Origin of the sequence: Enterobacter ludwigii (assembly GCA_023023105.1) — a bacterium.
In the GTDB taxonomy this organism is placed as follows: domain Bacteria; phylum Pseudomonadota; class Gammaproteobacteria; order Enterobacterales; family Enterobacteriaceae; genus Enterobacter; species Enterobacter adelaidei.
On sequence record CP083824.1, the window covers coordinates 3,457,395 to 3,472,344 of the forward strand.

The following is a 14,950-nucleotide window of genomic DNA, read 5'->3' on the forward strand; positions in this document are numbered from 1 at the left end:
TTAATGCTCGCGTGCGTGGTTGATGGTGTAGCGTGGGAATTCCACGACCAGATCTTCATCGGTCACCAGCGCCTGGCAGCTTAAGCGGCTGTCTGGCTCCAGACCCCATGCTTTATCCAGCATGTCGTCTTCGTCTTCGGTGCTCTCGGCGAGAGAGTCAAAACCTTCACGCACGACGCAGTGGCAGGTAGTGCAGGCACAGGATTTTTCACAGGCGTGTTCCACTTCGATACCGTTACGCAGGGCAACATCGAGAATGGTTTCACCGGTCTTCGCTTCCAGAACAGCACCATCCGGACAGAGGTCCGCATGAGGCAAAATAACAATCTTTGGCATATTAAACCTCGTCCACGGACTGGCCTTTCAGCGCGACGCGGACAGATTTGTCCATGCGGCGAGCAGCAAAGTCCTGTGTTTGTTTATCAACGTTGTTAATGGCTTCTTCTATTGCATCAGCGTCATCGCCTTGCGCTACGGCACTTAAGTGTGCGGCAGCGTCGTCAATGACCTGGCGCTCAGCGGCGCTTAACAGCGCGGCATCGGCAGCGAGCGCGCCGTTCAGGCTTTCCAGCACGCGTGCGGCTTCAACTTTTTGTTCAGCCAGCATACGCGCCTTCACATCCTGCTCAGCGTAACTCATTGAATCCTGAATCATGGAGGCGATTTCGCCATCGGTCAGACCATAGGATGGTTTCACCTGAATAGATGATTCAACACCGGTGGATTTTTCCATCGCAGTGACGCTCAGCAGGCCGTCCGCATCCACCTGGAAGGTGACGCGAATATGCGCCCCGCCCGCAGGCAGCGCCGGGATACCACGCAGCGCAAAGCGTGCCAGAGAACGGCAGTCCTGCACCAGTTCGCGTTCGCCCTGCATCACGTGGATGGACATCGCGGTCTGACCGTCTTTAAAGGTGGTGAACTCCTGCGCGCGCGCCACCGGAATGGTGGTGTTACGCGGGATCACTTTCTCCACCAGGCCGCCCATGGTTTCTAAACCCAGCGACAGAGGGATGACGTCCAGCAGCAGCATTTCGCTGTCCGGCTTGTTGCCAACCAGAATATCGGCCTGGATAGCGGCGCCCACGGCAACCACTTTGTCCGGGTCGATGGAGGTCAGCGGCGTGCGGCCAAAGAACTCGCCCACGCGCTCGCGCACCAGCGGCACACGGGTTGAACCACCCACCATGACCACTTCCAGCACTTCTTCAGCCTCAACACCGGCATCTTTCAGTGCGCGGCGACAGGCCAGCAGGGTACGTTTCACCAGCAGAGCAATCAGATCGCTGAACTGGTCGCGGGAGATGTCACCCTGCCAGCCTGCTACATTCACGGTGACTGACTGTGCATCACTCAGCGCAATTTTTGCCTCGATGGCCGCATCCAGCAGTTCACGCTGTACGCGAGCATCGCTGCGATCGCTGATGCCTGCCTGCTCGCGAATAAAATCGGCCAGCAGATGGTCGAAGTCATCGCCGCCCAGTGCGGAATCCCCGCCGGTTGCCAGCACTTCGAACACGCCACGGCTTAAGCGCAGGATCGAGATATCAAAGGTACCGCCACCGAGATCGTAAACCGCAATCACCCCTTCCTGACCGGAGTCGAGGCCGTAGGCAATTGCCGCTGCCGTCGGTTCGTTCAGCAGGCGCAGCACATGCAGGCCCGCCAGACGCGCGGCGTCTTTGGTGCCCTGACGCTGAGCATCGTCAAAGTAGGCCGGTACGGTGATCACCACGCCGTCTAAATCGCCGCCGAGCGTCGCCGTCGCGCGCGCCGCCAGCGCTTTCAGGATATCAGCAGAAACACGGATCGGGTTCAGCAGACCGGCCGCGGTCGCGATCATCGGCAGGCCGTTTTCACTGGCCTGGAGCTGATACGGCAGATGCAGGTAACGGGTCTGAATATCGGCCAGCGAGCGGCCCATCATGCGCTTTACAGAGCTGATAGTATTGGCCGGATCGCGCGCGGCATTGGCGCGGGCGTCATAGCCAACCACGTGACCCTGCTGCAGGTAGTGGACCACGGAAGGCAGCAGATGGCGGCCCTGCTCGTCAGCCAGCGTTTCCGCCTGGCCGCTACGCACGGTCGCCACGAGAGAATTGGTGGTGCCCAGATCAATACCCACCGCCAGACGACGCTGGTGCGGTGCGGCACTTAAGCCAGGCTCACTAATTTGTAATAAGGCCATAATTGCTTCCGAAATTAAAAATCGAGCAGCTTTTCTTCGAGTTGTTCAGCACTGCTTCGCAGTTTATCTAGAAAACGGAGTTTGCGCACAGTATCTGCCGCCACGTCCCAGGTCTCGTTGTTCAGTTGCTCCACCATCTGCTGATGGCGGGTATCGAACATGCCCTTCACGCGCTTAATGAAGCTTTCCAGACGCGCTTCGTCTTTGGCCTGTTCAATCTCATCCAGCTCTTCACGCAGCTCCAGCTGTTCCATCAAAAACGCCGTGTCGCGCACGGTATGCTGTTCGCTCGCCAGATCGAAACCGTGGAGCGAGAGCAGATACTCTGCACGCGTTAGCGGATGGCGCAGCGTCTGCCAGGCCTGGTTGATGGTCGCGGATTGCGATACCGCAGCTAATTGCTCTGACTGAGTACCACTGGCAAATTTGTCCGGATGGTACTGCCGCTGCAAATCCTGAAAACGGATCGTCAACGCCTGGAGATCAATCGGATATTGAGCGGGTAGTCCGAAGAGAGTGAAGTAATCCATAACAATCTCAGGGGTAGCCTGTTAGAACAAACCCCACGCGTAGCGAGTAACGCCACGGTGGGGTTTCGGATGACGCGCGGTTAAACGTGGAAGCTTTCGCCGCAACCACACTCGTCTTTGACGTTCGGGTTCGTGAATTTGAACCCTTCGTTCAGGCCTTCTTTTACAAAGTCCAGCTGAGTGCCGTTGAGGAATTGCAGGCTTTTGCCATCGACCACCACCTTCACGCCCTTGTCTTCAAACACGGTGTCATCGGACGCCGGTTCATCAACAAACTCCAGTACGTAAGCCATACCAGAACAGCCGGAGGTACGTACGCCCAGTCGCAGGCCAAAGCCTTTACCACGGTTCGCCAGAAAAGAGCTTACTCGCGCGGCAGCGCTGTCGCTAAGGGTAATCGACATACTCAAACCTCAATTATTTTGCTTCACGTTTGCTTTTGTAATCCGCAATGGCGGCTTTGATCGCGTCTTCTGCCAGGATAGAACAGTGAATTTTCACTGGTGGCAGTTCGAGTTCTTCAGCAATATCCGTGTTCTTAATTGCCTGTGCTTCGTCCAGAGACTTACCCTTCACCCATTCAGTGACCAGGGAGCTGGAGGCAATAGCAGAACCGCAGCCGTAGGTCTTGAAGCGCGCGTCTTCAATGATACCTTCATTGTTGACTTTAATCTGCAACTTCATCACGTCGCCACATGCTGGCGCGCCAACCATACCGCTACCAACGCTTTCGTCGCTGTTGTCAAAAGAGCCAACGTTGCGCGGGTTCTCGTAATGATCAATAACTTTTTCGCTGTATGCCATGATTGAATTCTCCTTATGTACCGATTAGTGATGTGACCATTCAATGCTGTTCAGATCCACGCCCTGCTTGAACATTTCCCACAGTGGAGAAAGGTCGCGCAGACGGCCGATGGAGTTGCGAACCAGCTTGATGGTGTAGTCAATCTCTTCTTCGGTAGTGAAACGACCTAAAGAGAAACGGATAGAGCTGTGTGCCAGCTCGTCAGTCATCCCCAGCGCGCGCAGCACGTAGGATGGCTCCAGGCTTGCAGAAGTACAGGCAGAACCGGAAGAAACCGCCAGGTCTTTCAGCGCCATGATCAGCGATTCACCTTCAACGTAGTTGAAGCTGACGTTGAGAATGTTAGGTGCGCCCTGCTCGAGATCGCCGTTCAGATATACTTCTTCCATATCTTTCACGCCGTCCCACAGACGGTTACGCAGCGTGCGCAGGCGTGCCATCTCGGTTTCCATCTCTTCTTTTGCAATGCGGTACGCTTCGCCCATGCCCACGATCTGGTGAACAGGCAGCGTACCAGAACGCATACCGCGTTCGTGACCGCCACCGTGCATCTGTGCTTCGATGCGGATACGTGGTTTACGACGAACGTACAGTGCGCCGATACCTTTCGGGCCGTAGATTTTGTGGCCGGAGAAGGACATCAGGTCAACTTTCAGCTGGCTCAGGTCGATAGGCAGTTTGCCCACGCTCTGGGTCGCATCAACGTGGTAGATGATACCGCGCGCACGGCACATTTCGCCGATGGTCGCGATATCCTGCACTACGCCGATTTCGTTGTTCACGTGCATGATGGAGACCAGAATGGTGTCATCACGCATGGCCGCTTCGAGCTCTTTCAGGTCGATGATACCGTTGCTCTGTGGCGCCAGGTAAGTGACTTCGTACCCTTCACGCTCCAGCTGGCGGCAGGTATCCAGCACGGCTTTGTGTTCGGTTTTGCTGGTGATGATGTGCTTGCCTTTTTTCTGATAAAAGTTGGCTGCACCTTTGATCGCCAGGTTGTCGGATTCGGTCGCACCGGAGGTGAAAACAATCTCACGCGGGTCGGCACCCACCAGGTCAGCAATCTGATTACGGGCGATATCCACCGCCTCTTCAGCATGCCAGCCAAAACGGTGTGAACGGGAAGCTGGGTTACCAAAGTTTCCGTCCAGGGTCAGACACTGCATCATTTTCTCGGCAACACGCGGGTCCACCGGCGTGGTTGCGGAGTAATCGAGATAAATCGGTAATTTCATTGCTCTTTAAACTCCGTACATCGCTTCAATGCAAGGAATCAGGCAACCGGCTGGATGTACGACCGAGTACACGGGGCGAGTCCTCGCCCCGGCCTGATTCTGAAATACTTATCTTTTTATTACGCGCGTAACTTAACGTCGATAGCGTCCTGCGCGCGGGTGCTGCGTTGTGAATCATGGCTGTGCTGACGACCAGAGACATCCAGAACTTCCTGGTTATTCACCAGCTCACCGAGGGTGATGTTGTTCAGGAAGCCGGTCAGACGATCGCTCAGATCGCGCCACAGCGCGTGGGTCAGGCACTTATCGCCGCCCTGGCAGCCGCCTTTACCCTGGCAACGGGTCGCGTCAACGGATTCGTCAACTGCGCTAATCACTTCACCAACTGCAATACTGCCCGCGTCTTTACCCAGCAGATAGCCGCCGCCTGGGCCACGAACGCTGGAAACCAGTCCATTTTTACGCAGTCTGGAGAACAGCTGTTCCAGATAAGAGAGGGAGATCCCTTGTCGTTCAGAAATATCAGCCAACGGAACCGGGCCCGCTTCGGAGTTGAGCGCAACGTCCAGCATCGCGGTCACGGCATAACGCCCTTTAGATGTCAGTCTCATGTCTTACTTAACCTCAAACTCGCCCCTGCCCGGGGTTTTTTATAGTAAAATGGGGTATTGCATAGCAGGGCCAAGTCTGACATTCCTGACTAAAATGGTCAACTATTTACTTGACTGTTTTAGTCAGGTATTTAACCTTCTGTGCCGTTTTTTGTGGGGTGCGGTCTGATGCCAGCACCCCAGCCCTCTCTCACGGGGAGAGGGGGAAACCGACACTACGCTTTATTCTTTTGCTCAATCGACGCCAGAATTCCGCGCAGGATGTTCAGCTCCTGGCTTTCCGGACGCGCGCGGGTGAACAGACGGCGCAGCTTGTTCATCACCTGGCCTGGATGGCCCTCGCGGATAAAGCCGGTTGAGAGCAGCGTCTGCTCCAGATGACCGTAGAAGCGCTCCAGATCGTCCACCAGCGGATAGGCGGCCTCTTCCTGAGTCTCAGTACGCTCATTTTCCTGCGTTGCCAGCCAGGCCATACGTACTTCGTAGGCGATAACCTGTACCGCCATCGCCAGGTTCAGGGAGCTGTACTCCGGGTTCGCGGCAATCGCGACATGGTAATGGCATTTTTGCAGTTCGTCGTTGGTCAGGCCAACGCGCTCGCGGCCAAAGACCAGCGCAACGGGCGCCTGCTCAGCTTCAGCCACGCTTTTCAGACCGCATTCGCGCGGATCAAGCATTGGCCACGGCAGCGTACGCGAACGCGCGCTGGTACCTACAACGAGGCTGCAGCCAGCCAGCGCTTCGTCAAGGGTATCGACGATCTGGGCATTGCCGATGACGTCGCTGGCACCGGCCGCCAGGGCAATAGCCTGCGAGTCAGGTTTCACCAGCGGGTTAACCAGCCAGAGATTCGTTAAGCCCATGGTTTTCATAGCGCGGGCAACCGAGCCCATATTGCCGGTATGCGATGTTTCAACCAGCACGATTCGAATGTTTTGCAGCATAGTTTTTAATGTCTGAATTCAGCGTCTGAAGAATATTCCGCCATATTATCATAAACGGGAGACAGATTCCGATCCCGCTGCTATACTCTGCGCCGATTTTCCTGTTCTTTAACATCCAGTGAGAGAGACCGATGCATCCGATGCTGACCATCGCCGTGCGCGCAGCGCGCAAGGCGGGTAATGTAATTGCCAAACACTACGAAACGCCAGACTCCGTAGAAACCAGCCAGAAAGGCAGCAATGATTTCGTGACTAACGTCGATAAAGCCGCAGAAGCGATTATTATCGAAACGATCCGCAAATCTTACCCGCAGCACACCATCATCACCGAAGAAAGCGGTGAACATGAAGGTACCGATCAGGATGTTCAATGGGTTATCGATCCACTGGATGGCACCACCAACTTCGTCAAACGCCTGCCACACTTCTCTGTGTCTATCGCAGTACGCATTAAAGGCCGTACTGAAGTCGCCGTTGTGTACGATCCAATGCGTAACGAACTGTTCACCGCGACCCGCGGTCAGGGCGCACAGCTGAACGGCTATCGTCTGCGCTGCAGCAATGCACGCGATCTGGACGGCACCATTCTGGCGACCGGCTTCCCGTTCAAAGCCAAACAGCACGCAACCACCTATATGAACATCCTGGGCAAACTGTTCACCGAATGCGCGGACTTCCGTCGCACCGGTTCTGCTGCGCTGGATCTGGCTTATGTTGCGACCGGCCGTGTTGACGGTTACTTCGAACTGGCACTGAAGCCGTGGGACTTTGCTGCGGGCGAGCTGATCGCGCGTGAAGCAGGCGCACTGGTGTGTGATTTCACCGGCGGCCATAACTACATGTCTACCGGTAACATCGTTGCGGGTAATCCACGCGTTGTTAAAGCCATGCTGGCAAACATGCGTGATGAACTGAGTGACGCGCTGAAGCGTTAACGCCGAAAATTCCCTCTCCCTGTGGGAGAGGGAATAACAACTAAAATGGCCGCAATCCCCTTCCTACCGGCACCGCACTCACCCACATCGTCACCGCAGCCATCAGCAAAATCACCCCGCCTGCCAGCGCGAGCGTTGTCCAGCCGACTTGTCGCCATAGCACCGGCGCATTATTGCCACTGAGTTTTACCGCCAGTTGACGAAAACTGTGAACCAGCAGAGCCAGCGACGAAATGGTCAAAGAGGTTCCCGCTGCCATCGCCAGCGCGGACAGCATGCCCCAGCCAAACACGCCAATCACTTTACTGAACAGCAGCACCATGATGGCCCCCGAGCACGGGCGCATGCCCATAGAGAGGACGATCATCAGACGCGCTCGCCAGTCATCCCCACTCTGCAACTGCGCCTGTGTCGGCAGGTGTTGATGCCCACAGCCGCAGTGAGCATCGTGAATATGATGGGGAGTAAAGGCTTTGAACTTCGGCTTTCGCAGTAACACGCGCAATTTTTTCAGCGCACGCCAGCAAAGAATCAGCCCCAGCACGCCCACCAGCGCGTAGCTGCCCTTCTCCAGCCAGAAGCTGCTCATATGCAGCTGGCGCGCCGGAAGCTGTAACAGCGAAAGTACCACCACGACCAGCACAATCGCCACGCCGCCCTGAAGCAGCGAGGAGGCCAGCGTCAGGCCGATGCTCGATTTCAGCTTTGACGGATGAGTGGTGAGCCAGGTGGTGATGACGATTTTGCCATGCCCTGGCCCCAGCGCATGTAATACGCCATAGACAAAACTGAACGCCAGCAGGGAGCCGCCCGCTTTGGTCGGATTCTCCGCCACCGCCTTCAGCAGTCCACTCATCTGCTGGTTGACTTCACGCTGCCAGATAATGCTTTTCATCATGACCTGTGGCCAGGCCTGCCATAGCCACAGCGCGCCGCAAACCGCTAACAGCAAAAAGAGTGCCAGCGGCCAGAGATGCAACCAGCGGCGCGGCTTCCGAACCTGTGAAGAGATCACTGACATTGCAATGTCACCTCCTGCGCGAACTGTTTACCCAACTCCATGTCTTCAGGCGGGGCATCTTCCTTATCGAGAGAAACCGCAAAGTTAAGCGTTTCTTCGCTGGGCTTTGGGGTATGAACGGAAATCTTGCAGGTTTTTTGTAATGATGCCGGAAGCTGCACATCGCTATCCCCGGCATAACTCATGTCGACATAGTAGGTCGGGTCAAAGGTCGAAAACGTGTATTTTTGCCCTGCCAGCGGCTGCGGATGTGCCAGCGGAAGCACAAACGTCAGCACCGCCTGATGCCCCTCGCGCGTCATACCGTACTCCGTGGGACGGTTCAGAAATTTGACCTTTTGCCCGTTGTGCCAGAATTCGGTGAAATAGTGCTGACCCAGCACGTTGGCCATCACTTCCGCCGCCAGCTTTTTCCAGATCTCATCGCCGGGTTTGGCATTTCCTGCATCATACAGCAGGTCAGCCGAGGTGATTTCATCCATCGTCCAGCGCATTTTCAGTCCACTTAGCTGAGCGCCATCGGTGACCAGTTCGGTTTTCAGGTCGATAAAGCTGTGAGGGTGTGCGCTGGCGGTGAAGGTGATAACCGCAAAAAATAGCGCCATCGCGCATTGTTTAACTGTTTGCATCAATTCCTCACGTCAAAAATTCTGTGATGTTCTCCAGCAATCCTGAATGAAAGGGCTGCCGGCGCGCTTTTCAGCGTCCATCATTTAGCTATTCTTATCAAACATTCACACTGGATACCCGACAGATGATGACGACGCTTGAAATTCCATCTGTGCTTTCCAGTTCGCAGCGCCGCTGCCAGGTGCTTTTGATGCTTTACCTGCCCGATGCTGTCGTCACCGCACAGAGCATAATCGCTGCTAATGGCGTGGACGACGCTATGGCACGGCAAGATATAGCCGAGACGCGCGATGAAATCCAGCGCTATCACCGGCTTGATATCGTCACGCACCATGACGGCAGCTACCGGATTGAAGGTACAGCCCTGAATAAGCGTTTATGCCTGCTGCACTGGCTGCGCAGGGCTCTGCGGCTGTGTCCACAGTTTGTTTCGCACCAGTTTACCCCTGCATTAAAAACCGCACTTAAACAGCATGGCATTGCCCGCCCGCTTTATGACGATGCTAACCTGCGGGCGCTGATCAACTTCTGCTCGCGGAAGCTACAGCGCCAGTTTGAATGCCGCGATGTCCAGTTTTTACAGCTCTATTTGCAATATTGCCTAATCCAGCACCAGTTGGGGAACACGCCGCAGTTTTCCCACGTTCAGCGCAGCTGGACCCAGTCGAGAGGGGAGTATTTTACGGCGCAGGAGATCGTGCGTCACTGGAAACGAAGGGTCCCACAAGGCGCTCACGGGGATGAACAACTGTTTCTGGCACTGTTGTTTATGATGCTCCGCACGCCCGATCCCGCACTTGATAAACACCAGCAGGATCAACGTTTACGCCGTGCCATTGTACGTATGATTGCCCGTTTTCGTTCTCAAACCGGAATGAATTTCAGCGATGAGCAAGGTCTGACCGATCAGCTGTATATCCATCTTGCTCAGGCGCTGGACCGCTCGCTGTTTGAGATCGGCATCGACAACAGCCTGCCAGAGGAGATCCATCGTCTCTACCCCCGACTTTTACGCACCACCAAAGAGGCGCTGTTTGAGCTGGAGGCAGAATTTGGGCTACGGTTTTCCGATGAGGAGATGAGCCTGGTCGCGGTGATTTTCGGCGCCTGGCTGATGCAGGAGACCGATCTACACGAAAAACAGGTCATTCTGCTGACGGGGGAAGATAAAGCCTGTGAAGATCTGATTGAGGAGCAGCTTCGTGAGTTGACGCTGCTGCCGCTCAATATTCGCTATCTGGCGTTGCAGACTTTCCAGAAAGAGGGGGCACCGCGCGAAGCCGCGCTGGTTATCACCCCCTATCCTACTGCTCTACCGTTATTCTCGCCGCCGTTGATCCATGCTGTTGAAGCACTGAACACACAGCAGCAAGAACATATTCGCGCCATGCTGGAATCATAGTCAGGCGCGAGCGGTCACTTTAGGACGAACAATTATCGCGGGTAAAGCAAGCAGCGCCATTACCCAGAAGACGCCATGCCCCAGATGCTGGTAGAGGAAACCGGCGAAGACCGTCATGATCGCAATACTGCCGCCCATCGCAACTGCGGAATAAACCGCCTGCAGACGAATCACGTCCCCTCCCTCGCGCGCAGCGATATAGCGCATCGCCGCCAGATGGCACACGGTGAAGGTACCGCAGTGGAGAATTTGCGCCACAATCAGCCACGGCAGTTCCGTCGTCCAGCCCATAATGCCCCACCGCAGCACACCGCACAGGGCGGAAAGCAGCAGCAGGTCGCGCGCGCCAAAACGACGGAATAGCTTTTTGCTCAGGGCGAAAATAACGACTTCGGCCACTACCCCCAGCGACCATAGATAGCCAACGGCTGATGCAGAATATCCCGCCCCCTGCCAGTAGATGGCACTGAAACCATAATACGCCGCATGCGCCCCCTGGAGCAGACACACGCACGCCAGAAAACGCCAGCTTTGTGCAACCAGGCTCCGCCAGGCAGGCCAGCCTGCGCTCTCCTGATGGCGGCTCTCCCCTTGCGGCATCACCGACGGTCGCAGCAGCATGCCCAACAACATCGAGGCAATTCCGATACTCAACAGAGCCAGGATCGCGCGGTAATCATAGAGACTGACCAGTTTACCCACCAACGCAGAACCAATCACAAAGGCAATTGAGCCCCACAGCCGCACGCGGCCATAGTCCATGGTGATCTGCTTTTGCCAGGTGTTCGCCAGGGCATCCGTCAGCGGTACCAGCGGTGAAAAGAACAGGTTGAAGCCGACCATCACTACCATCAGCCAGGCAAACTGGTGGCTGACCCAGAAGCAGGCGACAAAGACCAGCGTCAACAGAGCAAGAATGCGCAGCGCCTTGATCAGTAAGGAGGGATCGCTAACGCGCGGGGCAATCAGCAGGCTGCCGAGGAAACGCGCCACCAGCCCGGCTCCTAGCAGGACACCAATGGTCTCGGGGGTCAGGCCAATGCCTTTGAGCCAGACGCTCCAGAAAGGCAGAAAAATGCCGTAGCTAAAGAAATAGGTGAAATAACTGAGCGCCAGCCAGCGCGTGGAATGCAAGACCATGAATCCCTCCCGAAATCGAGGCCATAGTCTGGCGAGAATATAAAAATTAAGCAAGTCGATAGCCTGCTATAAATTAACGAAAAATTAACATAATGTGCAGTCATCTGGTTTATGGCAGGGAATGAAAATGTGTATTACGTTTAAATTACTCCACTTGCAGAGGTTTTCTGCCATGAACTCACTTCGTTATTTCGATTTCGGTCAGTCGCGTCACCTGTTGCTGTTGATTGGCCGCATCGCACTTGTTGTACTGTTTATTATTTTTGGCTATCCGAAACTCACAGGGTTTAGCGGCACCGTGCAATATATGACCTCGCTGGGTACACCAATGCCCATGCTGGCGGCCATTATTGCGGTGGTAATGGAAGTGCCCGCCGCTATTCTGATCGTACTGGGTTTTTTCACCCGTCCTCTCGCCGTCCTGTTTGTGTTTTACACTCTGGGAACCGCGGTAATAGGCCATCACTACTGGGATATGACCGGTGATGCGGTCGTACCGAATATGATTAACTTCTACAAGAATGTCAGTATTGCTGGTGCCTTTATTCTGCTGGCGATCGTCGGGCCTGGCGCGATTTCCCTTGACCGGCGTTGAGCCATAAAAAAAGGCCGCAAGCGCGGCCTTTTTTATTTCTGCAAAGCAGAGGAATTATGCGTATACCGGGAAGCGTGCGCAGATATCCAGAACTTTACCTTTAACGCGCTCGATAACCGCTTCGTCATTGATATTGTCCAGAACGTCACACATCCAGCCAGCCAGCTCTTTCACTTCCGCTTCTTTAAAGCCACGGCGAGTCACTGCTGGTGAACCAATACGGATACCGGAGGTCACAAACGGGCTCTTCGGATCGTTTGGTACGCTGTTTTTGTTCACGGTGATGTTTGCGCGGCCCAGGGCAGCGTCAGCTTCTTTACCGGTCAGGTTTTTATCAACCAGATCCAGCAGGAACAGGTGGTTTTCAGTACCACCGGAGACCACTTTGTAGCCACGGTTCAGGAACACTTCCACCATCGCTTTGGCGTTTTTGGCAACCTGCTGCTGGTAAACCTTGAACTCTGGCTCCATCGCTTCTTTCAGCGCCACCGCTTTTGCCGCGATAACGTGCATCAGAGGGCCGCCCTGCGCGCTTGGGAACACAGCAGAGTTCAGTTTTTTGTACAGCTCTTCATCACCGCCTTTCGCCAGGATCAGGCCACCGCGAGGACCCGCCAGGGTTTTGTGGGTGGTAGTGGTCACAACGTGAGCGTGTGGTACCGGGTTCGGGTAAACGCCTGCGGCAATCAGACCCGCAACGTGCGCCATGTCTACGAACAGGTAAGCACCGATGCTGTCTGCGATTTCACGCATTTTTGCCCAGTCAACAATACCGGAGTAAGCAGAGAAACCGCCGATGATCATTTTCGGCTTATGGGTCTGCGCCTGCTTCGCCATGTCTTCGTAGTCAATCTTACCGGACTCATCAATACCGTAAGGAATGATGTTGTACAGTTTGCCGGAGAAGTTAACCGGGGAGCCGTGAGTCAGGTGGCCGCCCTGCGCCAGGTTCATACCCAGAACGGTATCACCCGGTTGCAGCAGCGCGGTGTAGACCGCGAAGTTAGCCTGAGAGCCAGAGTGCGGCTGCACGTTAGCGTAGTCAGCACCAAAAAGCTCTTTCGCACGGTCGATAGCCAGTTGCTCAACGATATCAACGTACTCACAACCGCCGTAGTAACGCTTACCCGGATAACCTTCAGCATATTTGTTGGTCAGCTGAGAGCCCTGCGCCTGCATTACGCGCGGGCTGGTGTAGTTTTCGGAGGCGATCAGTTCGATGTGCTCTTCCTGACGTACTTTTTCCTGCTCCATAGCCTGCCACAGTTCGGCATCATAATCGGCAATGTTCATTTCACGCTTTAACATCCGCATCTCCTGACTCAGCTAACAAGTAAATTTTGGCCTGAAAAGGCAGTCCTGTTGGACGACGGGCAACAGTATAACTGAATAGTTCTGTGATAACAGGTCTTGACAAACGATTTTACGCAAACGTTTTCCTTCACGCCACGCAAGGGTTTGAGGAATAAAGCTCTCGACATTTTCAACCGATTTCTTTTCAGGTTTGTGATGCATATTTTTCATGTTGCAAAGAACCATTTACAACGAAGGGGTATTTTTTATAAGATGCATTTAAAATACATCATTAAAATGACATCAGAAGGACGCGCTCATGCTCGACGCTCAAACCATCGCTACTGTAAAAGCCACTATTCCCCTGCTGGTAGAAACCGGCCCTAAACTCACTGCCCATTTCTACGATCGTATGTTCACGCACAACCCGGAGCTCAAAGAGATTTTCAACATGAGCAACCAGCGTAATGGCGATCAGCGCGAAGCCCTGTTCAATGCTATCGCGGCCTACGCCAGTAATATTGAAAACCTGGCAGCGCTGCTGCCTGCGGTGGAAAAAATCGCGCAGAAACATACCAGCTTCCAGATCAAACCGGAGCAGTACAACATCGTTGGCGGCCATCTGTTAGCGACCCTGGACGAAATGTTCAGTCCGGGTCAGGAGGTACTGGACGCGTGGGGGAAAGCCTATGGCGTGCTGGCAAACGTATTCATCAATCGTGAAGCGCAAATCTACAGCGAAAACGCCAGTAAGAACGGTGGCTGGGAAGGTACGCGTGCGTTTCGTATCGTTGAGAAAACGCCGCGCAGCCAGCTTATTACCAGCTTTGAATTTGAACCGGTTGACGGTCAGCCGGTAGCTGATTATCAGCCAGGACAGTATCTGGGCGTCTGGCTGAAGCCTGAAGGTTTCCCGCATCAGGAAATTCGCCAGTACTCCCTGACCCGCAAACATGACGGTAAACGTTACCGTATCGCAGTGAAGCGTGAAGAAGGAGGTCAGGTTTCAAACTGGTTGCACAACAAAGCCAGCGTGGGCGACGTGGTACATCTGGCCGCACCTGCTGGTGATTTCTTTATGGCCGTTGAAACGCATACCCCTGTCACGCTGATCTCTGCGGGTGTCGGCCAAACGCCAATGCTGGCGATGCTCGATACGCTGGCGAAAGCAACCCACACCGCACAGGTAAACTGGTTCCACGCCGCCGAGAACGGAGATGTGCATGCCTTTTCGGATGAAGTAAAAACGCTGGGGGCGATCCTGCCACGCTTTACCGCACATACCTGGTATCGCCAGCCTAATGAAGATGACCGCCAGAATGCACGATTCGACAGCGAGGGCTTGATGGATTTGAGTAAACACGAGAGCCTGTTCAGCAATCCAGAGATGCAATTCTGGCTCTGCGGCCCAGTCGCATTTATGCAGTTTGCCGCCAGACAGTTAGTTACGCTGGGGATCAAATCTGAAAACATTCATTACGAGTGTTTCGGGCCTCATAAAGTGCTGTAAACCGACCAATTCCTCTCAGGATGCTGTATTTAGCGGCATCCTTTTATTCTTTCATCTTCAACATTGAGTCTTGTGGCTTATCAATAATGAGTTTGTCATTCATGTTAT

16 protein-coding genes are annotated in these 14,950 nt (G+C 54.6%); 4 read left to right on the forward strand and 12 right to left on the reverse strand.

What is annotated here, in order from left to right; translation table 11 throughout:
• From fdx to trmJ, 8 genes are all read right to left on the reverse strand, one after another.
• The gene (fdx, locus tag LCD46_16685; GenBank protein UOY69693.1) at positions 1-336 is read right to left on the reverse strand and encodes an ISC system 2Fe-2S type ferredoxin; all 336 of its coding nucleotides are present in this window, start codon (positions 334-336) and stop codon (positions 1-3) included.
• A gap of 1 nt (position 337) precedes the next feature.
• Positions 338-2,188 carry a Fe-S protein assembly chaperone HscA gene (hscA, locus tag LCD46_16690; protein UOY69694.1) on the reverse strand — a complete coding sequence of 617 codons (1,851 nt, stop codon included), beginning with the start codon at positions 2,186-2,188 and terminating at the stop codon, positions 338-340.
• 14 nt (positions 2,189-2,202) lie between these two features.
• Entirely contained in the window at positions 2,203-2,718 is a 516-nt protein-coding gene (gene hscB / locus LCD46_16695) for a co-chaperone HscB (GenBank protein UOY69695.1), read from the reverse strand.
• A gap of 80 nt (positions 2,719-2,798) precedes the next feature.
• Positions 2,799-3,122 (reverse strand): iron-sulfur cluster assembly protein IscA, encoded by a 324-nt coding sequence (gene iscA, locus LCD46_16700; GenBank protein UOY69696.1) that lies wholly within the window; start codon positions 3,120-3,122, stop codon positions 2,799-2,801.
• Between the two features lie 13 nt (positions 3,123-3,135).
• Positions 3,136-3,522 (reverse strand): Fe-S cluster assembly scaffold IscU, encoded by a 387-nt coding sequence (gene iscU, locus LCD46_16705; protein ID UOY69697.1) that lies wholly within the window; start codon positions 3,520-3,522, stop codon positions 3,136-3,138.
• Positions 3,523-3,546: 24 nt separating this feature from the next.
• Positions 3,547-4,761, reverse strand: a complete 1,215-nt coding sequence (iscS, locus tag LCD46_16710) for a cysteine desulfurase (protein UOY69698.1) — start codon at positions 4,759-4,761, stop codon at positions 3,547-3,549.
• Positions 4,762-4,880: 119 nt separating this feature from the next.
• The gene (iscR, locus tag LCD46_16715) at positions 4,881-5,372 is read right to left on the reverse strand and encodes a Fe-S cluster assembly transcriptional regulator IscR (GenBank protein UOY69699.1); all 492 of its coding nucleotides are present in this window, start codon (positions 5,370-5,372) and stop codon (positions 4,881-4,883) included.
• Positions 5,373-5,587: 215 nt separating this feature from the next.
• The gene (gene trmJ, locus LCD46_16720) at positions 5,588-6,316 is read right to left on the reverse strand and encodes a tRNA (cytosine(32)/uridine(32)-2'-O)-methyltransferase TrmJ (GenBank protein ID UOY69700.1); all 729 of its coding nucleotides are present in this window, start codon (positions 6,314-6,316) and stop codon (positions 5,588-5,590) included.
• 131 nt (positions 6,317-6,447) lie between these two features.
• Here trmJ and suhB point away from each other — a divergent pair, with 131 nt between their 5' ends.
• On the forward strand, positions 6,448-7,251 hold the full coding sequence (gene suhB / locus LCD46_16725) for an inositol-1-monophosphatase (protein ID UOY69701.1): 804 nt from the start codon (positions 6,448-6,450) through the stop codon (positions 7,249-7,251).
• Between the two features lie 40 nt (positions 7,252-7,291).
• Here the strand turns inward: suhB and LCD46_16730 are convergent, their stop codons facing one another.
• Together LCD46_16730 and LCD46_16735 are read right to left on the reverse strand one after the other, a co-directional pair.
• Complete coding sequence (locus tag LCD46_16730; protein ID UOY69702.1) at positions 7,292-8,272, reverse strand: nickel/cobalt transporter; 981 nt, start codon at positions 8,270-8,272, stop codon at positions 7,292-7,294.
• Positions 8,263-8,901, reverse strand: a complete 639-nt coding sequence (locus tag LCD46_16735; GenBank protein UOY69703.1) for a DUF1007 family protein — start codon at positions 8,899-8,901, stop codon at positions 8,263-8,265. Before LCD46_16735 ends, LCD46_16730 begins: the two co-directional genes overlap by 10 nt.
• 125 nt (positions 8,902-9,026) lie before the next feature.
• Between LCD46_16735 and csiE the strand changes: the two genes are divergently transcribed.
• On the forward strand, positions 9,027-10,304 hold the full coding sequence (gene csiE, locus LCD46_16740; GenBank protein UOY69704.1) for a stationary phase inducible protein CsiE: 1,278 nt from the start codon (positions 9,027-9,029) through the stop codon (positions 10,302-10,304).
• Here csiE and LCD46_16745 read toward each other — a convergent pair whose 3' ends face one another.
• Positions 10,305-11,444 (reverse strand): 3-phenylpropionate MFS transporter, encoded by a 1,140-nt coding sequence (locus LCD46_16745; protein UOY69705.1) that lies wholly within the window; start codon positions 11,442-11,444, stop codon positions 10,305-10,307. It abuts the gene before it with no gap.
• Between the two features lie 172 nt (positions 11,445-11,616).
• Here LCD46_16745 and LCD46_16750 point away from each other — a divergent pair, with 172 nt between their 5' ends.
• Positions 11,617-12,039, forward strand: a complete 423-nt coding sequence (locus LCD46_16750) for a DoxX family protein (GenBank protein ID UOY69706.1) — start codon at positions 11,617-11,619, stop codon at positions 12,037-12,039.
• Between the two features lie 54 nt (positions 12,040-12,093).
• On the opposite strand, the gene LCD46_16755 is transcribed toward LCD46_16750, so the two are convergent.
• Entirely contained in the window at positions 12,094-13,347 is a 1,254-nt protein-coding gene (locus LCD46_16755) for a serine hydroxymethyltransferase (GenBank protein ID UOY69707.1), read from the reverse strand.
• Between the two features lie 304 nt (positions 13,348-13,651).
• Between LCD46_16755 and hmpA the strand changes: the two genes are divergently transcribed.
• Positions 13,652-14,842 (forward strand): NO-inducible flavohemoprotein, encoded by a 1,191-nt coding sequence (hmpA, locus tag LCD46_16760; protein UOY69708.1) that lies wholly within the window; start codon positions 13,652-13,654, stop codon positions 14,840-14,842.
• Positions 14,843-14,950: the final 108 nt, after the last annotated feature.